This window comes from Achromobacter sp. RW408 (assembly GCF_003184165.1).
GTDB classification, from domain to species: Bacteria; Pseudomonadota; Gammaproteobacteria; order Burkholderiales; family Burkholderiaceae_B; genus Achromobacter; species Achromobacter xylosoxidans.
The window spans coordinates 195,275-213,979 of record NZ_QHHO01000046.1 but is presented as its reverse complement, the minus strand read 5'-3'; the positions used below and the strand labels follow the sequence as shown (position 1 = coordinate 213,979).

General features: G+C 69.0%; 21 protein-coding genes. 5 read left to right on the top strand and 16 right to left on the bottom strand.

Translation table 11 applies throughout. The features are described 5' to 3' along the window. The coding region (locus DK459_RS30605; RefSeq protein WP_158288274.1) for an IclR family transcriptional regulator C-terminal domain-containing protein at positions 1-805 on the top strand (805 nt) is incomplete at its 5' end. A gap of 16 nt (positions 806-821) precedes the next feature. Here DK459_RS30605 and DK459_RS11040 read toward each other — a convergent pair. The 6 genes from DK459_RS11040 to DK459_RS11020 form a co-directional block, all read right to left on the bottom strand. Next, positions 822-1,868, bottom strand: coding sequence for an L-threonylcarbamoyladenylate synthase (locus DK459_RS11040; RefSeq protein ID WP_006385551.1), 1,047 nt, complete (start codon positions 1,866-1,868; stop codon positions 822-824). A 4-nt stretch (positions 1,869-1,872) separates the two neighbouring features. After that, entirely contained in the window at positions 1,873-3,063 is a 1,191-nt protein-coding gene (locus DK459_RS11035; protein WP_006385552.1) for a 5-(carboxyamino)imidazole ribonucleotide synthase, read from the bottom strand. A gap of 5 nt (positions 3,064-3,068) precedes the next feature. Further along, positions 3,069-3,590 carry a 5-(carboxyamino)imidazole ribonucleotide mutase gene (purE, locus tag DK459_RS11030; RefSeq protein ID WP_053497327.1) on the bottom strand — a complete coding sequence of 174 codons (522 nt, stop codon included), beginning with the start codon at positions 3,588-3,590 and terminating at the stop codon, positions 3,069-3,071. A 74-nt stretch (positions 3,591-3,664) separates the two neighbouring features. Further along, positions 3,665-4,237, bottom strand: a complete 573-nt coding sequence (locus DK459_RS11025; protein WP_006385554.1) for a disulfide bond formation protein B — start codon at positions 4,235-4,237, stop codon at positions 3,665-3,667. Positions 4,238-4,248: 11 nt separating this feature from the next. Next, positions 4,249-4,407 carry a DUF5993 family protein gene (locus DK459_RS30760; RefSeq protein WP_006385555.1) on the bottom strand — a complete coding sequence of 53 codons (159 nt, stop codon included), beginning with the start codon at positions 4,405-4,407 and terminating at the stop codon, positions 4,249-4,251. A 259-nt stretch (positions 4,408-4,666) separates the two neighbouring features. After that, the gene (locus tag DK459_RS11020; RefSeq protein ID WP_006385556.1) at positions 4,667-5,548 is read right to left on the bottom strand and encodes a phosphoribosylaminoimidazolesuccinocarboxamide synthase; all 882 of its coding nucleotides are present in this window, start codon (positions 5,546-5,548) and stop codon (positions 4,667-4,669) included. A gap of 172 nt (positions 5,549-5,720) precedes the next feature. Between DK459_RS11020 and DK459_RS11015 the strand changes: the two genes are divergently transcribed. Continuing rightward, positions 5,721-6,176: a GFA family protein gene (locus tag DK459_RS11015; RefSeq protein ID WP_024070134.1), complete on the top strand. Its 456-nt coding sequence runs from the start codon at positions 5,721-5,723 to the stop codon at positions 6,174-6,176. Positions 6,177-6,261: 85 nt separating this feature from the next. Here the strand turns inward: DK459_RS11015 and fba are convergent, their stop codons facing one another. Both fba and DK459_RS11005 read right to left on the bottom strand, forming a co-directional pair. Beyond that, positions 6,262-7,326 carry a class II fructose-bisphosphate aldolase gene (gene fba, locus DK459_RS11010; protein ID WP_006385558.1) on the bottom strand — a complete coding sequence of 355 codons (1,065 nt, stop codon included), beginning with the start codon at positions 7,324-7,326 and terminating at the stop codon, positions 6,262-6,264. Positions 7,327-7,499: 173 nt separating this feature from the next. Further along, positions 7,500-8,399 carry an SMP-30/gluconolactonase/LRE family protein gene (locus DK459_RS11005; protein ID WP_035181935.1) on the bottom strand — a complete coding sequence of 300 codons (900 nt, stop codon included), beginning with the start codon at positions 8,397-8,399 and terminating at the stop codon, positions 7,500-7,502. A 333-nt stretch (positions 8,400-8,732) separates the two neighbouring features. Here DK459_RS11005 and DK459_RS11000 point away from each other — a divergent pair, with 333 nt between their 5' ends. Then, positions 8,733-10,043 carry a dicarboxylate/amino acid:cation symporter gene (locus tag DK459_RS11000; protein WP_006385560.1) on the top strand — a complete coding sequence of 437 codons (1,311 nt, stop codon included), beginning with the start codon at positions 8,733-8,735 and terminating at the stop codon, positions 10,041-10,043. Positions 10,044-10,156: 113 nt separating this feature from the next. On the opposite strand, the gene DK459_RS10995 is transcribed toward DK459_RS11000, so the two are convergent. The 8 genes from DK459_RS10995 to phnG all read right to left on the bottom strand — a co-directional run bounded on the left by DK459_RS10995 (position 10,157) and on the right by phnG (position 16,503). Next, on the bottom strand, positions 10,157-10,591 hold the full coding sequence (locus DK459_RS10995) for a hypothetical protein (protein ID WP_006385561.1): 435 nt from the start codon (positions 10,589-10,591) through the stop codon (positions 10,157-10,159). A 118-nt stretch (positions 10,592-10,709) separates the two neighbouring features. Next, positions 10,710-11,915 (bottom strand): alpha-D-ribose 1-methylphosphonate 5-triphosphate diphosphatase, encoded by a 1,206-nt coding sequence (locus DK459_RS10990; protein ID WP_049054883.1) that lies wholly within the window; start codon positions 11,913-11,915, stop codon positions 10,710-10,712. A 2-nt stretch (positions 11,916-11,917) separates the two neighbouring features. Further along, positions 11,918-12,634, bottom strand: a complete 717-nt coding sequence (gene phnL, locus DK459_RS10985; protein ID WP_026383179.1) for a phosphonate C-P lyase system protein PhnL — start codon at positions 12,632-12,634, stop codon at positions 11,918-11,920. 2 nt (positions 12,635-12,636) lie between these two features. Continuing rightward, the gene (phnK, locus tag DK459_RS10980; RefSeq protein WP_006385564.1) at positions 12,637-13,413 is read right to left on the bottom strand and encodes a phosphonate C-P lyase system protein PhnK; all 777 of its coding nucleotides are present in this window, start codon (positions 13,411-13,413) and stop codon (positions 12,637-12,639) included. Then, positions 13,410-14,300: an alpha-D-ribose 1-methylphosphonate 5-phosphate C-P-lyase PhnJ gene (locus DK459_RS10975; protein WP_054447981.1), complete on the bottom strand. Its 891-nt coding sequence runs from the start codon at positions 14,298-14,300 to the stop codon at positions 13,410-13,412. Before DK459_RS10975 ends, phnK begins: the two co-directional genes overlap by 4 nt. Then, positions 14,297-15,412, bottom strand: coding sequence for a carbon-phosphorus lyase complex subunit PhnI (locus DK459_RS10970; protein ID WP_020926721.1), 1,116 nt, complete (start codon positions 15,410-15,412; stop codon positions 14,297-14,299). Before DK459_RS10970 ends, DK459_RS10975 begins: the two co-directional genes overlap by 4 nt. A 1-nt stretch (position 15,413) precedes the next feature. Continuing rightward, a complete protein-coding gene (gene phnH, locus DK459_RS10965) occupies positions 15,414-16,031 on the bottom strand; it encodes a phosphonate C-P lyase system protein PhnH (RefSeq protein WP_054442911.1) in 618 nt (205 codons plus the stop codon). 1 nt (position 16,032) lies between these two features. Next, positions 16,033-16,503, bottom strand: a complete 471-nt coding sequence (gene phnG, locus DK459_RS10960) for a phosphonate C-P lyase system protein PhnG (RefSeq protein ID WP_054438527.1) — start codon at positions 16,501-16,503, stop codon at positions 16,033-16,035. 184 nt (positions 16,504-16,687) lie between these two features. Here phnG and phnF point away from each other — a divergent pair, with 184 nt between their 5' ends. Both phnF and DK459_RS10950 read left to right on the top strand, forming a co-directional pair. Continuing rightward, positions 16,688-17,410, top strand: coding sequence for a phosphonate metabolism transcriptional regulator PhnF (phnF, locus tag DK459_RS10955; RefSeq protein ID WP_006385569.1), 723 nt, complete (start codon positions 16,688-16,690; stop codon positions 17,408-17,410). 97 nt (positions 17,411-17,507) lie between these two features. Further along, entirely contained in the window at positions 17,508-18,704 is a 1,197-nt protein-coding gene (locus DK459_RS10950) for an alpha-D-ribose 1-methylphosphonate 5-triphosphate diphosphatase (RefSeq protein WP_020926717.1), read from the top strand. Position 18,705 lies beyond the last annotated feature (1 nt).

The window sequence follows — 18,705 nt, the reverse complement described above, 5'->3', positions numbered from 1 at the left end:
CGGCTACGCCGCGCCCCTCGCCCCCGAGGACCACCCCGACCAGCTGCGCGGTGATCCCGACTACATGCTGACGCTGGCGCGCGGCCTGCACGTGATCCGTGCCTTCGGCACGCGCCGCCATCCGCAGACGGCGGCCGAGCTGGCGCGCCGCGCCGGCCTGCCGCGCGCGGTGGTGCAGCGCTGCCTGCACACCCTGATCCTGCTGGGCATCGCCGAACAGCATGGCCGCCAGTACATCCTGACCCCGCGCATCCTGGGGCTGGGCTACGCCTACTTCTCGTCGACGCCGTTCGTCTCGCTGGCGCAACCGGTGCTGGAGGAACTGAGCGCCACGGTCAACGAGACCTGCGCGCTGGCCATCATGGAAGGGCACGAGATGCTGTACCTGGCGCGCTCGGAAGTGAACCGGCTGCTGGCCACCTCGATGGGGCTGGGCAGCCGGCTGCCGGCCTACTGCACGTCGATCGGCCGCGTGCTGCTGGCGCAGCTGTCCGAGCCGGCGCTGGCGCGCTACTTCGCCGCCATCGAACTGCAGCCCTACACCGAGTTCACCATCACCACCGAGGCGCGCCTGCGGGCCGAGCTGGCGCGCATCCGCGAGCAGGACTACGCGGTGGTCGACCAGGAACTGGAATTGAATGTGCGCGCCATCTCGGTGCCGGTGCGCTCGGCCAGCGGCAAGGCCTGCGGCGCGGTCAACGTCAGCGTCAAGGCGGCGCGGGTGCCGCTGGAGCGGCTGACGGGGGAGTTCCTGGCGCCGATGCGCCAGGCGGTGGCCAGGATCGGGGAATTCCTGGCGGCCTGAGCCGCCGCCCGCCGTCCTAGAGGTCGGTCGTATCCAGCGTGAACGCTGCGGCGGCGCGGCCGATGCGGTCGTTGACCGCGTGCCAGGCCTCGCTGTCCGGCGGCGCCTGCACGATGATGCGCGCGAAGCCCTGGCCATCCAGGTCGCGCAGCAAGGCATACAGCGCCTGGGCATAGCGCGCCGGATCGGCCGGCACCTGCTGCCACTGGATGCGCGTGTCGCAGGCCGCGGGCGGCGGTGCGTAGGCCACCACCACGACCTTGCCCGGCGGCAGGCCGCGGCCCTGCAGCGCGGCTTGCAGGCGCGCGTCGGACGCCAGTTCCAGCGCGGTGCGCGGCGCATAGTGCGCCTTCAGCGTGCCCGAGGCGCGCGGCGCGGCGGCGTCGGGCGCGAACACCTGCACGCCCAGCACGGCCTCGATCTGCGCCGCGCTGATGTGGCCCGGGCGCAGCAGCACCGGGCCGGCGCCGCGATCCAGGCGCGACAGGTCCAGGATGGTGGATTCGATGCCGACCTCGGAGGCGCCGCCTTCCAGCACCGGCATGCCGGCCGCGACCTCGTCGGGAAATTCACCGCGCACGTGGTCGGCGCGGGTCGGCGAAACCTGGCCGAACTTGTTGGCCGACGGCGCGGCCACGCCGCCCTGCCCGTTCGGCTTGCCGGCCGCGAACGCCGCCAGCAGCGCCTGCGCCACCGGATGCGAGGGGCAGCGGATGCCGATGCTGTCCTGGCCGCCGCTGACCGTGTCGGCGATATGCGGCGCGCGCTTGAGGATCAGCGTCAGCGGACCGGGCCAGAAGGCGTCGATCAACAGGCGCGCCTCGGGCGGCACCTCGGCCGCCCAGTACGACAGGTCGCCCTGCGGCGCGATGTGCACGATCACCGGGTGGTTCGACGGCCGGCCCTTGGCGGCGTAGATGCTGCCCACCGCCCGCGGGTTCTCGGCGTCCGCGCCCAGGCCGTAGACGGTTTCGGTCGGGAACGCGACCAGCTCGCCGGCCAAGAGGCGCCGGGCGGCGTCGGCGATGTCCGCGGCGCTGGCGGAGACGGACGAAGCGGACATGGCGTTACTCGGGCGCCTGCATGCCCAGCGCGGCGGCGACACGCGCCGCGTCGGCCTGGGCCTGTTGCAGCGTCGGCGCGACGATGGTGACGTGGCCCATCTTGCGGCCGCGGCGCGCTTCGCGCTTGCCGTACAGGTGCAGCTTGGCCGTGGGCACCGCCAGCGCGGCGGCCCAGTCGGGCTCGCGCTGCGTGTCGCCGGTAGCCGACGGATACCAGATGTCGCCCAGCAGGTTCAGCATCACGGCCGGCGCCAGCAGGTCGGTGCTGCCCAGCGGCAGGCCGGCCATGGCGCGCGCCTGCTGCTCGAACTGGCTGGTGACGCAGGCGTCCATGGTGTAGTGGCCGCTGTTGTGCGGACGCGGCGCGATCTCGTTGACGATCAGGCTGCCGTCCTGGAGCACGAAGAATTCCACGCACAGCACGCCGTGGTAGCCCAGGCCCTGCGCGATGGCCTGCGCGGCCGCGGTGGCCTGCGCCTGGCGTTCGGCGTGGGCGGCGTCAAGCTTGACCGGCGCCGCCGTCGACACGGCCAGGATGCCGTCGCGGTGCACGTTGCGCGCCACCGGGAACACCACGCTGGCGCCGTCGAAACCGCGCGCGATCACGACCGAGATCTCATAGTCCAGCGGCATCAGCGCTTCCAGCACGCAGGCCACCCCGCCGAACTCGGCGAACGCGGCCAGCGCGGCCTCGCGCGAATCGATGCGGGCCTGGCCCTTGCCGTCGTAGCCCAGGCGCGCGACCTTCAGGATGCCGGGGAACAGGCTGTCGGGCGCGGCGCGCAGGTCGGCCTCGCTGCGGATGGCGGCGTGCGGCGCGACCGGGATGCCCTGGCTGGCGATGAAGGCCTTCTCGGCGATGCGGTCCTGCACGATGGCGACCGCGTCGGCGGCCGGGCTGACGCGGCAACGCGCCGCCAGCGCGCGCAGGCTGTCGGCCGGCACGTTCTCGAATTCGGTGGTGACGGCCTGACAGGTCTGCGCCAGGCGCGCCAAGCCGTCTTCATCGTCATAGGCGGCCTGGATGTGCAGGTCCGCCACCATGCCCGCCGGGCATTCGGCGGCCGGGTCCAGCACCGCGACCTTGTAGCCCAGGCTTTGCGCCGCGTGGCAGAACATGCGGCCCAGCTGGCCGCCACCCAGCAGGCCGAGCCAGCCGCCGGGGGCAATGGTGAAAGCAGTCGATTGCGTCATGGGGATCAGGCCTCGGGCGGAACCTTCATGTCGCGCGCGGCCTGCGTCTGGCGCGCGCGGAACGCCACCAGCTTCTTGCGCAGGCCGGCATCGGTGCCCGCCAGCGTGGCGATCAGGTGCAGCGCGGCGTTGGCGGCGCCGGCCTCGCCGATGGCGAAGGTGGCCACCGGCACGCCCTTGGGCATCTGCACGATGGACAGCAGCGAATCCTCGCCGCGCAGGTACTTGGACGGCACCGGCACGCCGAACACCGGCACCTCGGTCAGGGCCGCCATCATGCCCGGCAGGTGGGCCGCGCCGCCCGCGCCGGCGATGATGCCGCGCAGGCCGCGGTCGAACGCGGCGGCGCCGTACTCGGCCATGTCCTGCGGCATGCGGTGCGCGGAAATCACGCGCGCCTCGTACGGCACGCCGAAGTCTTCGAGCATGGTGACGGCGTGCTTCATGACCTCCCAATCGCTGGAAGAACCCATAATCACGCCCACCACGGGGGTGGCGTCTGCCGCTGCGGAAGTCTTGGCTGTCATAACCGGTGTCGAGTCGTTGAAAGGCCGCGGCCGTGCCGCGAAACCCGGTATTTTACCCGGCGCCGGCGCCACCCCTATGGCGTATTGCCCGAACCCAGCCAGAGATACCCGGCGGGATTGTCCGGGCAGGGCCCGAAACCGCATTGCAGCGTGGTGCTGCCCAGGTTGGCGAGCACCATGATGAAAAACAGGGCCATGATGACCACGCCCAGCACCGACACCGGCCGCTTGAGCATGTTGTCGCCCCATTTGCGGTCCACCGACAGCATCAGCACGCAGAACACGATCAGGGCGCCGAAGGCGATGAAGGCCCAGGTATAGAAGTGCAGGCCCAGGAACGGCGTGCCGTAGCCGGCATCGCCCGGGGCGATGTGCAACAGCACCTGGCGGCCCGACGCCACCATGCCGCCCAGCGAGGCGGCAATGGTCATGGCGTAGTGCATGGGAGACGGGCCCAGCCGCAGGTTCAGCAGCAGCCCCACCCCGGCCAGCATGAAGGCCACGCGTTGCAGCAGGCAGAGCGGGCACGGCAATTCGTCGTAGGCGAATTGCCAGGCGAAGGCCAGCCCGAGGATGGCGGTCACGCCCAGCAGGGCCAGGGCGTTGAGCACGCGCGAGCCGCGCGCGGGATTGCGGGAAAAGATCATGTCGGCGGGGCCTACAGCGACAGCGCCAGCGGGCTGGTCATGTGGAACTGGCACCAGGCGGCGAACACCGCCAGGGTGATCAGCCAGAAAGCGACGCAGGGACGGCGCTTGCCCAGCAGGCCGAACCAGACGGCGACCAGTCCGGTCAGGAAAGGCAACATCATGATCATGCGCAGCTCCTTTCTGCATCCGGTGGGCGGCCAGGCCCAGGCGGCGGCTGCGGGCCGCGTCCGGCAAGTTGACAGAGAGAAAGCCGCGCGGGCGCGCCGACGGCTTCCTGTTGCAAGTTGCCGGCGAGTATAACGTAACAATACGCAATAATTCTTACCGAAAAACAGGGATTACCCTGACGAACGGTCTGCGCCGGGCAAAAAAAAACCGCCCGGCGATCGGGCGGTCTTTCGGGCGGTCTTTCGAATGGGCGGCGCGTCAGGCCACCAGGCGGTCGAGCGCTTCGCGATACTTGGCGGCCGTCTTTTCCAGCACGTCCTGCGGCAGGCGCGGCGCCGGCGGGGTCTTGTCCCAGGTCTGGGTCTCGAGCCAGTCGCGCACGAACTGCTTGTCGAACGAAGGCGGGCTGATGCCGACGCGGTAGCCGTCGGCCGGCCAGAAGCGCGAGGAGTCGGGCGTCAGCACTTCGTCCATCAGGTACAGCGTGCCGTCGTCGTCCAGGCCGAACTCGAACTTGGTGTCGGCGATGATGATGCCCTTGGTGGCGGCGAAGCGGGCCGCCTCGGCATACAGCTTGAGCGTGACGTCGCGGATGCGCTCGGCCATTTCCTGGCCGACTTCCTTGACCACATGCGCGAAATCGACGTTTTCGTCGTGCATGCCGAATTCGGCCTTGGCCGCCGGCGTGAAGATCGGCTCGGGCAGCTGGCTGGCCTGCTGCAGGCCGGCGGGCAGCTTGATGCCGCAGACGGCGCCGGTGGCCTGGTAATCCTTCCAGCCGGAACCGATCAGGTAGCCGCGGGCCACCGCTTCCACCAGGATCGGCTTGAGGCGCTTGACCACCACGGCGCGGCCGCGCACCTGATCGACTTCGTCGGGCGCCACCACGTCTTCGGCCTTGATGCCGGTGGAGTGGTTCGGCAGGATGTGGGCCAGCTTCTGCAGCCAGAACTCGGTCAGTTCGGTCAGCACCTGCCCCTTGCCGGGAATGGGATCGTCGAGGATGACGTCGAACGCCGAGATGCGGTCCGACGCGACGATCAGCAACTTGTCGTCGCCCACCGCGTACATGTCGCGGACCTTACCGCGGCCCAGCAGCGGCAAGGACTTGATGCTGGATTGATGCAAAGCAGAAGTCACGGAAAAATGGCCTATGGCAAAAATGGGGGTCGCGCAAAGCGCATAGGTTACTGCAAATAGCCCCGTCTTGCCGCGCGGCGGGCCCCGGGTTAGTCTGGCCGGATTCCAAAAAATGCGCCGGCCGCGCACCGCGTCACGGCGCCCCCTTTACCCCTGGAGGAGACAGAGTCGTATGCAGGATGCAACCCAGAAACGCCCGCCGCACGCCGACGCGCAGGTCCACCTGACCGGCGGCTGCCAATGCGGCGCGGTGCGCTACGCGGTGACCGAAGAGCCGATCATGGCGGCCACCTGTCATTGCCGCGATTGCCAGTATTCCAGCGGCGGCGCGCCGGCCCACGCGCTGATCCTGCCGGCCGGCTCGGTCACCCTGCTGCGCGGCAAGGCGCGCGAGCACCGCTACCAGGGCGATTCCGGCCACACCGTGATGCGCAGCTTCTGTGCCGACTGCGGCACGCCGCTGTTCGGCGGCTCGGAGGGTATGGGCTACGAGGTGGTGCGGGCCGGTTCGCTGGACGACCCCGAGGCCTTCCACACCCGCGTCACCATGTGGACGGACTCGGCCCCGTCCTGGCACCACGTGGACAGGACCGTGCCGCATTTCCCCCGCAACGCGCCGCCCGCCTGACGGGGCCGGCGCGCAAAGAAAAAAAGGCGGACCCGCCAGGGTCCGCCTTTTTGCTGCCCGCCTTCCGGGGAAGGCGGCCGGTGGCTTACTGCACCACCTGGGTCAGCTTGCCCGAGGCGTACTGGGCGGCGATCTCGGTCAGCGGCAGCGCCTTGATCTTGCTGGCGTTGCCGGCGGTGCCGAACTCGGTGTAGCGAGCCACACAGATCGCCTTGGCGGCGGCGCGGGCCGGCTTCAGGTATTCGCGCGGGTCGAACTTCTCGGGGTTCTCGGCGAAGAAGCGGCGGATGGCGCCGGTCATGGCCAGGCGGATATCGGTGTCGATATTGATCTTGCGCACGCCGTACTTGATGGCTTCCTGGATTTCCTCGACCGGCACGCCGTAGGTTTCCTTCATGTTGCCGCCGAATTCACGGATCTCGGCCAGCAGTTCCTGCGGCACGCTGGAGCTGCCGTGCATCACCAGGTGGGTGTTGGGCAGGCGGGCGTGGATTTCCTTGATGCGGGCGATCGACAGGATGTCGCCGGTGGGCTTGCGCGTGAACTTGTAGGCGCCGTGGCTGGTGCCGATGGCGATCGCCAGGGCGTCGAGCTGGGTGCGGCGCACGAAGTCGGCGGCCTGCTCCGGGTCGGTCAGCAGCTGGTCCATGGTCAGCTTGCCGTCGGCGCCGTGGCCGTCTTCCTTGTCGCCCTGCATGGTTTCGAGCGAGCCCAGGCAGCCCAGTTCGCCTTCGACCGTCACGCCCAGCTTGTGGGCCACGTCCACCACCTTCTTGGTGACCTCGACGTTGTAGTCGTAGTCGGCGATGGTCTTGCCGTCTTCCTTGAGCGAGCCGTCCATCATGACGCTGGAAAAGCCCAGGTCGATGGCGCCCTGGCAGACCTTGGGCGACTGGCCGTGGTCCTGGTGCATGACCACGGGGATGTGCGGGTAGGACTCCACGGCGGCCTGGATCAGGTGCTTCAGGAAGCCTTCGCCGGCGTACTTGCGGGCGCCGGCCGAGGCCTGCATGATCACCGGGCTGTCGGTCTCCGCCGCGGCTTCCATGATGGCCTGGACCTGTTCCAGGTTGTTGACGTTGAATGCCGGGATGCCGTAGCCGTGCTCGGCGGCGTGGTCGAGCAACTGGCGCATGGAGACTAGGGCCATGAGTGGTCCTCCTTAGGTACTGTCGATTGAAAGATGGTTGAAATCAAGCGGAATGGTGAGATTTTACGGGGGATTCGAAGAAAGGTCTTGAAACGACGGGTATCCCTATCCGCCAGGACTAAACCGGCCGCCCGAGCCGCGGCCGGGCGCCTCCCCCATAAGCAGGCCCGCCGTTAGGGGCGGCCGGCGCGCGGCACGTCCACCCGCGTCACCAGGATCCGCCCTTCGGGCCGGGCGCGGCGGTTGGCCTCGATGAAATCGGGCGCCGCCGCCATGAACAGCGTCTTGCCGTCCGGCCCGCCCAGCGCCGCCGCAAAGATGCCCAGTTCGCCGGTATCGATTTGTTCCAGAATCTCGCCGCCGCGCGCCAGCCGCACGATGCGCTTGCCGATCGCGTCGGCCACCCACAGCGCGCCCTCGGCGTCCAGCGCGCCGCCGTCCGGCCCGATGGCCGACGCTTCGATCAGCACCGACAGGTCGTCCGACTCCGGCAGGGCGCCGAAGTGGGCCCAGTCGCGCCGCGGCCCCAGCGCCCCGTCCGCCAGGATGTCGAATTCCGAGATCCGGTTGCCGAAGGTCTCGTTGACGATCAGGGTCTTGCCGTCGGGGGTGATGAAGGAACCGTTGGGAAACCACAATCCGTCCGCCACCACCTGGGCCACCCCGTCCGGATCCACCCGCACCAGGGTGGTGGTGGCGAAAGGCTCGCCAGCCATCAGGTCGAAACCGAAATTGCCCACGTAGGCGCGGCCCAGCTCGTCGACCACCATGTCGTTGACCGGTCCGCCGGTCAGGGCGGACAGGTCGCAATGCGTGACCAGCCGGCCGTCGGGCTCGCGCCGCAGCAGCTTGCGGTCCTTCATGGAGGAAATCAGCAGGCGTCCGTCCGGCAGCCACCCCAGGCCGGACGGCTGCTCCAGGACGCGGCAGATGACTTCCGCCCGACCCTCCAGGTCGACGGCGATGACCTTGCCTGTATAGAAGTCCGATGCCCACAGGCGCCCGTCGCGCCAGCGCAGTCCCTCCAGGAAGGTGTACCCCGAGGCCAGCACGGACAATTCGCGTTGCGGCATGGCTTTGTCTCCCACGGCTTTCTCCTTATTGGTGACGGCGGGCCTGGCTGGCCCAATATCTGTATGGATGGCGCCCGCCCCGGGCAGCGCCTGGGCGTCCCGGGGCCAGGCCATTTTGTCATGAGGCCGGCGCGGCGGCAGTCGGGGTTGACCCGTCCCCAACCTGACAACTAACTGTCAGGTTGACGGCGTTAACATCGCGCCCCAAGGGTTAACCCGCGCCGGTTGCCCTCCGGCATATCCGTCATTGGACCGATCCGCCCCGCCCCATGCCGGCGGGTAAGGCCTTCCCCCGGGCCGACCGCGACGATCCCCGTTTTCCTGTTTTTGAAGATGAATACAAAGAAGCTGACGCGTTACATCGGCATCGCCATGGTGCTGGGCGTCGTGGTGGGCTATTTCTGCAACAAGTACGCGCAGAACGCGCAAGAGGCCAAGGAAATCGCCTCGTACTTCAGCCTGATCACCGACATCTTCCTGCGCATGATCAAGATGATCATCGCGCCCCTGGTATTCGCCACCCTGGTGTCCGGCCTGGCCAGCATGAGCGATGCCAGCGCCGTCGGCCGCATCGGCCTGCGCGCCATGTTCTGGTTCATCGCGGCCTCTGCCATCTCGCTGCTGCTGGGCCTGGCGCTGGTCAACATCTTCCAGCCCGGCGCGCACCTGAACCTGGCGCTGCCCGACGCGGCCGCCACGGCCGGCCTGAAGACCGGCGACTTCACCCTCAAGGCCTTCATCGCGCACGTGTTCCCCAAGAGCATTGCCGAAGCCATGGCCAACAACGAGATCCTGCAGATCCTGGTGTTCTCGCTGTTCTTCGGCGCGGCGCTGTCGTTCATCCGCGGCAAGGGCCACAACACCATCTACAACATGATCGACGAGCTGGCCAAGATCATGTTCCGCGTCACCGACTACGTGATGCGCTTCGCGCCGCTGGGCGTGTTCGCCGCCATGGCCGCCGCCATCACCACCGAAGGCCTGGGCGTGCTGGTCAGCTACGGCAAGCTGATCGGCGAGTTCTACCTGGGGCTGGCGCTGCTGTGGGCCATCCTGTTTGGCGTGGGCTACCTGTTCCTGGGCCGTTCGACCTTCCGCCTGGGCGGCCTGATCAAGGAACCGACCCTGCTGGCCTTCTCGACCGCCAGCAGCGAATCGGCCTATCCCAAGACCATCGAGGCGCTGGAGCGTTTCGGCGTGTCCAAGCGCATTTCGGGTTTCGTGCTGCCGCTGGGCTACTCGTTCAACCTGGACGGCTCGATGATGTACCAGTCGTTCGCGGTGCTGTTCATCGCGCAGGCGTACAACATCGAGATGAGCTTCTCGCAGCAACTGACGCTGCTGCTGGTGCTGATGGTGACCAGCAAGGGCATGGCGGGCGTGGCGCGCGCCTCGCTGGTGGTGGTGGCGGCGACGCTGCCGATGTTCCACCTGCCCGAGGCCGGCCTGCTGCTGATTATGGGCATCGACCAGTTCTTCGACATGGGCCGCACCGCCACCAACGTCGTCGGCAACAGCCTGGCCACCGCCGTCATCGCCAAGATGGAAGGCAAGGAAGAGGACCTGGCGGCCGCCGATGCCGCCGCCGACACTGCCACCGGCGCGGTTTCAGCGCCGCCGCGCACGGCCTCTCGCGAGGCCTGAGCCAGGCGCGCCGACTCGTTCCAGAACCGCAAGCACGGGCCCCGCGATGAATGCGGGGCCCGTTTTTCATGAGTCGGCCGATCCCGCGGCCCGCCTGGGGCCGCCGCGTGGATTCAGTCGTTGACCGAACACGACACCGGCGCGCCGTCCTCGAATTCCACGTCGTAGGTGTGCACCGGGTCCCAGGGCAGCGTGAACCACAGTTCATAGCCGTCGCCGTCCTCGTCGAACAGCCAGAGGGCGCGCAGCACGGCCTTCCCGGCCATCGCCTCGGCGGTTTCCTCGCCCAGCAGCTGGTCGTCTTCGATGCCGAGCTTCTTGTAGTGTTCGTACGAGTAGTTGTCCAGCAGGAAGTCGGCCGCGGCCAGGACCTGCTCATCGAGGTTGTCGATGATGGCCTTGACCACCTTGGACGCCGCGCCGGAGGGCTCCTCGCCGTCGGTCTGCACCATGACGTGGATGGGCGGACGCCCCTCGCCCACGGGCACGTTTTCGGCGGCCCAGAGATCGGGTTCTTCGGGGTCCTGGGTGAAATTGAATCGTGCCATCACGCGCTCCGGAAAATAAGGCAGACGGGCCGCTCGCCCGCTGGCGGCGTCCTCGTCCGCCCATTTAACCAGATGCGCGTGCCGCCCGCTTGTCCGGCGACAAGGTCTGGCGGTTTCCTCAGGCCGCCACCAGGCCGTCGGCCTCGGCCGCGCGCGCGGGCGTCGGCGCGCGCGCCGGCGCATAGTGGGTCGAGAACACCAGGCGGCCGGCGCTCCAGGTATGGCTGATGAGCGGCAACGCGCCAACCTGCGCCACGGCCACCAGGTCGGCGCGCTGGCCCACCGCGATGCGGCCGCGATCGGCCAGGCCGCAGGCGTCGGCCGGATTCGCCGTCACCAGCGCAATCGCCTGCGGCAGCGTCAGGTCGGTCTGCGCCGTCACCGCGAAGGCCGCGGCGATCAGGGTCGAGGGCTGGTAGTCCGAGCACAGGCAGCTGGCCACGCCCGCGCGGATCGCGTCGATGGCGCGCATCGAACCGCTCTGGCTCTTGCCGCGCAGCACGTTGGGCGCGCCCAGGATGGTGGGCAGGCCGCAGGAAACCGCGGCGCGGGCGGTATCGAGCGTGATCGGAAACTCGCTCATCGCCACGCCCAGGTTGCGCATGGTGGCGATGCGATGGATCGAATCGTCGTCATGGCTGGCGGTGGGGATGCCCCGGTCGCGCGCATGCGCCAGCAGCGTTTCCACACGCTGCACCGCGCCATCCTTGGCGCGCGCCTTGGCATGCGCGGCCTCCTCGGCCTGCTCGCGGCTCATGGCGTGGTTGCCGATCATGTATTGCAGGTATGACTCCAGCGTCTTGAACTGGCCCTGGCCCGGCGAATGGTCCATCACCGAAAGCAGGTCCACCGCGCCCTCGTCCATCAACTGCCGCAACACCGGCACCGAGGTGGCGTCGGTCACTTCGTAGCGGCAGTGCACGCGGTTGTCGACCAGGCTGTGCTGGCGGAAGGCGCGCACGCTGCGCACCACCTGCGCGGCGGTGTCGTTGTTGCGCACGCCCCATTCGCTGTTGGCGAACGACAGCGCATGGTAGGGCGTGGTGATGCCGGCCGCGGCGTTGCGGCGATCCACCTGCGCCACCGCGAAATCCAGCGGGAACAGCACTTTCGAGCGCGGCTCGGCTTCCTTTTCGATGGCATCGCAATGCAGGTCGACCAGGCCCGGCACCAGCGTCAGGCCGCGCAGGTCGATCTCGCGGTCGGCCGCGGCGCCATCGGGCGCGATGGCGGCGATGACGCCATCCTCGATCAGGACGGCGCTGTCTTCCAGCACGCGGTCGGGCAAGACGACGCGGGCGTGGGTCAGGTAGGTGCTGGTCATGCTCACTCCAATTCGACGGCGGCCTGCGCGGGACGCAGGGCCAGGACCCGCGACGCCACCGCGTCGCGCACTTCTTCATCGTGGAAGATGCCCAGCAGGCAGCGGCCGGCGGCGCGCGCTTCGCGGATCAGCGCCACCACCACCGCGCGGTTGTCCGGATCCAGCGACGCGGTCGGCTCGTCCAGCAGCAGGATGGGATGCCGGGCGATGAAGCCGCGGGCAATGTTGACCCGTTGCTGTTCGCCGCCCGAGAAGGTGGCGGGCGCCAGCCCCCACAGCCGCTGCGGCACGTTCAGGCGGCGCAGCATGGCGGCGGCGCGCTCGCGCGCCTCGCCGGCGTCGATGCCGGCCATGCGCAGCGGCTCGGCCACCACGTCCAGCGCCGACACGCGCGGGATCACCCGCAGGAACTGGCTGACGTAGCCGATGACGTCGCGCCGCAGCGCCAGGATGCGCTGCTCGGGCGCGCCGACCAGTTCGACCCAGTCGTCCCCGGCGCGCACGCGGATGCTGCCTTCGGTGGCCAGGTAGTTGCCGTAAAGGCAGCGCAGCAAGGTGCTCTTGCCGGTGCCCGAGGGGCCCGCCAGCACCAGGCAGTCGCCGGCGGCGGCGTCGAAATCGACCGCCTCCAGCACCGGCAGGCGAATGCCGCCCTGGTTGTGCAGGGTGAACATCTTTCCGAGGCCCCGCACCTCGATCATGGGAGTCGCAACGGTCATGGTCAGCTCTGCAAAATGGAAGACACCAGCAACTGGGTGTAGGGATGCTGCGGGTCGTCGAGGATCTGGTCGGTCAGGCCGCTTTCGACCACCTCGCCGCCGCGCATCACCAGCGTGCGATGCGCCAGCAGGCGCGCCACCGCCAGGTCGTGCGTCACCACGATCGCGGCCAGGCCCAGGTCGGTCACCAGCTGGCGCAGCAGGTCCAGCAGGCGCGCCTGCACCGACACGTCGAGCGACGCGGTCGGCTCGTCCATGAACACCAGGCGCGGATGGGTCACCAGATTGCGGGCGATCTGCAGGCGCTGCTGCATGCCGCCGGAGAACGAGGCCGGCGCGTCGTCCAGGCGACCGGCGTCGATCTCCATCTTTTGCAGCCAGCTGCCCGCGGCCTGGCGCAACTCGCCGTAGTGGCGGTCGCCCACCGCCATCAGGCGCTCGGCGATGTTGGCGCCGGCGCTGACCTGCATGCGCAGGCCGTCGCGGGCGTTCTGGCGCACGAAGCCCCAGTCGGTGCGGGCCAGCAGCCGCAGGCGCGCGCCGGACAGCGCGGCCAGGTCGGTGAAGCCCTGGTCGCGGGTGTCGTACCAGACGCTGCCGGCGTCGGGCGCGGTCTGGTACGACACGGCCGACAGCAGCGTGCTCTTGCCGGAACCGGATTCGCCCACCACGCACAGCACCTCGCCGGGGAACAGGTCGAAACTGACGTTGCGGCAACCGTGCACGCCGTCCCAGGTGCGCGTCATGCCGCGCACGGAAAGCAAGGGTTGGGCGTTCATGCGGTGGCTTCCTTTTCGGCTTGCGCGGCCTGGCGGTCGTTGCAGTATTCGGTATCGGAGCAGACGAAGCGGCGCGTGCCGGCGTCGTCCAGGATGATCTCGTCCAGGAAGCTGTCGCGCGAGCCGCACACGTCGCAGCATTCCGACCACTTCTCCACGGTGAAGGGATGGTCCTCGAAGTCCAGGCTCTTGACCCGGGTGTACGGCGGCACCGCGTAGACCCGCTTCTCGCGGCCCGCGCCGAACAGCATCAGCGCCGGGCTGTTGTCGAGCTTGGGGTTGTCGAACTTCGGGATCGGCGACGGCCGCATCATGTAGCGGTCGTTGACGATCACGGGATAGTCGTAGGTGGTGGCGATGTGGCCGTGCTGGGCGATGTCCTCGTACAGCTTGACGTGCATGCCGCCGTATTCGGCCAGCGCGTGCATGGTGCGGGTCTCGGTCTCGCTCGGTTCGAGCCAGCGCAGCGGCTCGGGGATCGGCACCTGGAACACCATGATCTGGTCGGCCCGCAGCGGCGTTTCCGGAATGCGGTGGCGCGTCTGCACGATGCTGGCGTCGCGGGTCGATTCGGTGGTGGCCACGCCGGTCACGCGGCCGAAGAAGCGGCGGATGTTGATGGCGTTGGTGGTGTCGTCCGAGCCCTGGTCGATCACCTTGAGCACGTCGCCCGGGCCGATGATCGACGCGGTCACCTGGATGCCGCCCGTGCCCCAGCCGTAGGGCAGCGGCATCTCGCGGCTGCCGAACGGCACCTGGTAGCCGGGAATCGCCACCGCCTTGAGCAGCGCGCGGCGCAGCATGCGCTTGGTGGACTCGTCGAGGTAGGCGAAGTTGTAGTGGTCGTCGCGTTCGACCGCGGCGCCGGGAGTATGGGAAGTTTTCATGGGGCAACGGCCTCGTCCAGCTGGCGGGTGGTCTCGGGGGCCGGCGCGGCGCGTTCGGCGCGCAGGCGGCGCAGCAGTTCCAGGTTGGCCTGGAAGTCCACGTAGTGCGGCAGCTTCAAGTGCTGCACGAAGCCGGAGGCCTCGACGTTGTCGCTGTGGTAAAGCACGAACTCATGGTCGTTGGCCGGCGCATCGGCGCGTTCACCCAGGTCGCGCGCCTTCAGGGCGCGGTCCACCAGCGCCATCGACATGGCCTTGCGTTCGCCGTAGCCGAAGGTCAGGCCATAGCCGCGGGTGAACTTGGGGCCTTCCTCGGCATTGCCGGAGAACTGGCTCACCATCTGGCATTCGGTGATCTCGATCTCGCCCACCGTCACGGCGAAACCCAGTTCCTCGATGTGCATCTCGACTTCCAGGGAGCCGTAGCGGATCTCGGCGGCGAACGGATGCGTGTTGCCGTAGCCGCGCTGCGTGGAATAGCCCATCGACAAGAGAAAGCCTTCGTCGGCGCGCGCCAGGTTCTGCAGGCGCGCCGCGCGCGAGGCCGGGAAGTCCAGCGGCTGGCGCGTCAGGTCGAAGGGCTCGGGATCGCCTTCGGGCACCGGCTCGGCGTCGATCAGGTCGTCGTGCGCCAGCAGGTCCGTCACGCGCGGCATGGCGCTGTCCAGCGGCTCGCCGGCCGCCGGCAGGGCGTCGGCCTCGCGCTCGGCTTCCAGCGAGAAGTCCAGCAGGCGCTGGGTGTAGTCGTAGGTCGGCCCCAGAATCTGCCCGCCCGGCACGTCCTTGAAGGTCGACGAGATGCGGCGTTGCAGGCGCATGGCGCCGGTGTCGATGGGCTGGGTGTAGCCATAGCGCGACAGCGTGGTGCGATAGGCGCGCAGCAGGAACACCGCCTCGATCACGTCGCCGGCGGCCTGTTTCAGCGCCAGCGCCGCCAGTTGCGGATCGTAGAGCGAGCCTTCCGCCATCACGCGCGACACCGCCAGCGGCATCTGTTCGCGGATCTGGTCCAGGCTCAGTTCGGGCAAGGCCCGGTCGCCGCGCCGGTAGTCGTCCAGCATGCGGTAGGAATTGAGGATGGCGCGTTCGCCACCTTTGACGGCCACGTACATGTCAGCTCTCCACGCGCGTGCTGCGGGGCAGCGCGCACAGTTGCCGTCCGTGCGTCAGGAACACGTCGACGCCCAGCGGGAAACGTTGATGGTTGATGCGCCAGTCGCGCCAGAAGCCTTCCGGCAGGCCGGCGGCGCGCAGCGCCTGGCGGCCCTGGATGCCGGGACCGGCCAGCGAAACCTCGGGGCCGGCGTCCAGCGATGCGACCTCGATCAGCAGCGTGGTGGACAGGTCCGGATAGGCCGGGTCGCCCGGGTGGCAGGACGCCGGCCTCGGCGCCGCGCTACCGGCCGGCACCACGGCAAAGCGCGCCAGCGAGGCCGACGGCACCACCGGGCAGGCGCAATGGAAACGCAGGAAGTCCAGCACGCCGGCGTCCAGGCCCTGCGGCAGCCACAGCGGCGTGTCCACGTCCACCAGCGTCAGCAACAGCGCGGTCAGCGCCGGCGACAGGCCGGCCGGCACGCCGCAGGTGGCGGCCACGTCGTACACGCGGCCCGGATGCGCCATGGCATCGAGCGCGGTGCGGAAGGTGGCCTGCGCATCGTTCACCGGATCCGCGAAGCCCGGCAACAGCCGGCGGCTGGCGGCCGCGGCGCCAAGAAGTTCTTGATGCATGTCAGTCCTCGCCTCGCACCATCGTGAAAAATTCGACCTTGGTCTGCGCCGCCACGCGCGCCTGGCGCTCGATGCGCTCGGCGCGTTCGCGCGCCAGCGGCTGGATCAGCTGCGCCTGCACCGTGTCGTGCCAGTCGGGCAGTTGCAGCAGCGCGTCGGCCACCGCGGCCTGCTCGGCATGGCGCAACGAGCGGCCCTGCACGTAGGCGATGCCGACCACGCCGTTGTCCAGGCTGACGGCGCAGCGTGTCACCGTCATTTCACCCAGGTTGAAACGCGCCCCGGTGCCGCCGCTGCGGGCCCGCACCATGGCCATGCCGGTCTGCGCCGGGCGCAGCATCTGGTGCGGCGGCAGCCCGCCGAGCGAGCCGAAGGCCCCTTCCAGCATGGCCGGATCGGCCAGCGCCAACACCCGCATCCAGGCGGTCCGTTGCGCCTGGATTCCGCCCTGCGCTGTTTGTGGATGGTCCATTATTTCCTCTAAACGTCTAGACGACTGGATGGAGTATGATCGCGTTCAGAAGCAAGTTCAACAGCCTGGCGTGAATTTTTGATGACAGTTGCGGCAGGGACGCATCGCCTATCCCCCGCCCGCCGCTTGGTGCACAATCACAGCCATTCCTGATGAAGCTGATATGACAGCACGAGCACATTCCATGGTCGAAAGAGGTTCCGGCATCGCCGTGTGGCGACAGATTGGCGAGTCCCTGGCGGACGACATCCGCAACAAGCTGTACACGGCGGGCGAACAACTGCCCTCCGAACCGGAACTGGCGGCCAAGTTCTCCGTCAACCGCCACACCATCCGGCGCGCCATGGGCGAACTGGAACAGAGCGGACTGGTGCGCATCGAGCAGGGCCGCGGCACCTTCGTGCAGGAACACGCCATCGACTACGCCATCGGCAAGCGCACGCGCTTTTCCGAGAACCTGCGCAGCCAGGGCATGCTGGGCCACCTCGAAGCGCTGGGCAGCCAGACGCTGCGCGCGGCCGAGATCGCCAAGCACCTGGGCCTGGCGCGCAACGCCCCGCTGCTGCGGGTGCAGATGGTCGGCAAGGCCGAGAACCGCCCCATCAGCGCCTCGGAACACTACTTCGACGAAAAGCGCTTCCCCGATTTCATCGAGCGCATGAACACCCTGCGCTCGGTGTCCAAGGTCTACGCCCATTACGGCATCGGCGACTACACCCGCAAGTGGTCGCGCATCACCGCCACCCTGCCGTCGCCGGAGGTGGCGCGCATCCTGGGCCAACCCAAGACACGCCCGATCCTGCAGGTGGAAGCCCTGAACGTCGACCAGGCCGGCGCGCCGCTGCAATACAGCATCACCCGCTTCGTGGGCGACCTGGTGCAACTCATGGTGGCGGACGACAGTTGAGCGCGGCTGCGGCCGCTTTCCGGCGGCCGCGCGGGCGGCACGGCGATTTCACTCATCTAGACATCTGGTTGTAATGCAACACCGCTAACTTCCCTTCATGAACCAAGCACACGCCCCCTCGCCCCTGGCCGGTGTCACAGGCCAACGTATCCTGACCCCGCGCGGCATCGAGCACGCCAGCCTGCGATTCCACGCCGGACTGATCGACGACGCCGGCGGCACGCCCGCGCGCGGCGCGGCCTGGTTCGACGCCGGCGACCTGCTGGTGCTGCCCGGCATCGTCGACCTGCACGGCGATGCCTTCGAGCGCGCCATCATGCCGCGCCCCAGCGTCACCTTCCCCTACGACGGCGCGCTGTTCGACGTCGACCGCCAGTTGCTGGCCAACGGCATCACCACCGAATTCCACGGCGTCACGCTGTCGTGGGAAGGCGGCCTGCGCGGCGAGGCCTACGCCGAGCGCATGTTCGCCGCGCTCGAACGCATGCGGCACCTCATGGGCGCGCGCCACTACGTGCATCTGCGCTTCGAGACCCACCACGTCGGCGGCGTCGAGACCGCCCAGCAATGGATCCGCGACGGCCGCGTGCGCTTCGTCGCCCTCAATGACCACCTGCCCAGCATGGCGCGCCGCCTGGGCGATGACCGCAAGCTGCTGCAATACGCCGACCGCGCCGAATGCGACCTGGACACCTTCCAGGAGCGCATCCGCCGCGCCATGGGCGCGGCCGACTCGGTGGCCGACGCCATGCGCGAGCTGACCGCCAGCGCCCAGGCGGCCGGACTGCGGGTCGCCTCGCACGACGATCCCGACGCCGCCACCCGCCGCTACTACCACCAACTGGGTTGCGGCGTGGCGGAATTCCCGCTGACGCGCGACGCCGCCAGCGTGGCCCGCGACCTGGGCAACTCGGTGGTGTTCGGCGCGCCCAACGTGGTGCGCGGCGGCAGCCACACCAACGCCCCCAGCGCCACCGAAATGGTCCGCGCCGGGTTGTGCGACATCCTGACCTCCGACTATTACTACCCCGCGCCGCTGGCGGCGGCGCTGCGCCTGGTGAACGACGGCGTGCTGCCCCTGGAGCAGGCCTGGAACCTGGTGTCGCTGAACCCGGCGCGCGCCGCCGGCCTGCAGGATCGCGGCATGCTGGCGCCCGGCCTGATCGCCGACGCCATCGTGGTCGACGACCAGGTGCCCGGACTGCCGCGCGTCTGCGCCGCCATCGTCGGCGGCGAGCTGCGCTACGCCACCCGCGCCTTCGGCGACGACCGCCACCAGCGCATGGCGGCCTGAC

Bases quoted from the DNA above. Each gene is read 5' to 3' on its own strand.
- DK459_RS11040 (WP_006385551.1), bottom strand. From the start codon at position 1,868: ATGTCCGCTTCGTCCGTCTCCGCCAGCGCCGCGGACATCGCCGACGCC.
- DK459_RS11035 (WP_006385552.1), bottom strand. From the start codon at position 3,063: ATGACGCAATCGACTGCTTTCACCATTGCCCCCGGCGGCTGGCTCGGC.
- purE (WP_053497327.1), bottom strand. From the start codon at position 3,590: ATGACAGCCAAGACTTCCGCAGCGGCAGACGCCACCCCCGTGGTGGGC.
- DK459_RS11025 (WP_006385554.1), bottom strand. From the start codon at position 4,237: ATGATCTTTTCCCGCAATCCCGCGCGCGGCTCGCGCGTGCTCAACGCC.
- DK459_RS30760 (WP_006385555.1), bottom strand. From the start codon at position 4,407: ATGATCATGATGTTGCCTTTCCTGACCGGACTGGTCGCCGTCTGGTTC.
- DK459_RS11015 (WP_024070134.1), top strand. From the start codon at position 5,721: ATGCAGGATGCAACCCAGAAACGCCCGCCGCACGCCGACGCGCAGGTC.
- fba (WP_006385558.1), bottom strand. From the start codon at position 7,326: ATGGCCCTAGTCTCCATGCGCCAGTTGCTCGACCACGCCGCCGAGCAC.
- DK459_RS11005 (WP_035181935.1), bottom strand. From the start codon at position 8,399: ATGCCGCAACGCGAATTGTCCGTGCTGGCCTCGGGGTACACCTTCCTG.
- DK459_RS11000 (WP_006385560.1), top strand. From the start codon at position 8,733: ATGAATACAAAGAAGCTGACGCGTTACATCGGCATCGCCATGGTGCTG.
- DK459_RS10995 (WP_006385561.1), bottom strand. From the start codon at position 10,591: ATGGCACGATTCAATTTCACCCAGGACCCCGAAGAACCCGATCTCTGG.
- DK459_RS10990 (WP_049054883.1), bottom strand. From the start codon at position 11,915: ATGACCAGCACCTACCTGACCCACGCCCGCGTCGTCTTGCCCGACCGC.
- phnL (WP_026383179.1), bottom strand. From the start codon at position 12,634: ATGACCGTTGCGACTCCCATGATCGAGGTGCGGGGCCTCGGAAAGATG.
- phnK (WP_006385564.1), bottom strand. From the start codon at position 13,413: ATGAACGCCCAACCCTTGCTTTCCGTGCGCGGCATGACGCGCACCTGG.
- DK459_RS10975 (WP_054447981.1), bottom strand. From the start codon at position 14,300: ATGAAAACTTCCCATACTCCCGGCGCCGCGGTCGAACGCGACGACCAC.
- DK459_RS10970 (WP_020926721.1), bottom strand. From the start codon at position 15,412: ATGTACGTGGCCGTCAAAGGTGGCGAACGCGCCATCCTCAATTCCTAC.
- phnH (WP_054442911.1), bottom strand. From the start codon at position 16,031: ATGCATCAAGAACTTCTTGGCGCCGCGGCCGCCAGCCGCCGGCTGTTG.
- phnG (WP_054438527.1), bottom strand. From the start codon at position 16,503: ATGGACCATCCACAAACAGCGCAGGGCGGAATCCAGGCGCAACGGACC.
- phnF (WP_006385569.1), top strand. From the start codon at position 16,688: ATGGTCGAAAGAGGTTCCGGCATCGCCGTGTGGCGACAGATTGGCGAG.
- DK459_RS10950 (WP_020926717.1), top strand. From the start codon at position 17,508: ATGAACCAAGCACACGCCCCCTCGCCCCTGGCCGGTGTCACAGGCCAA.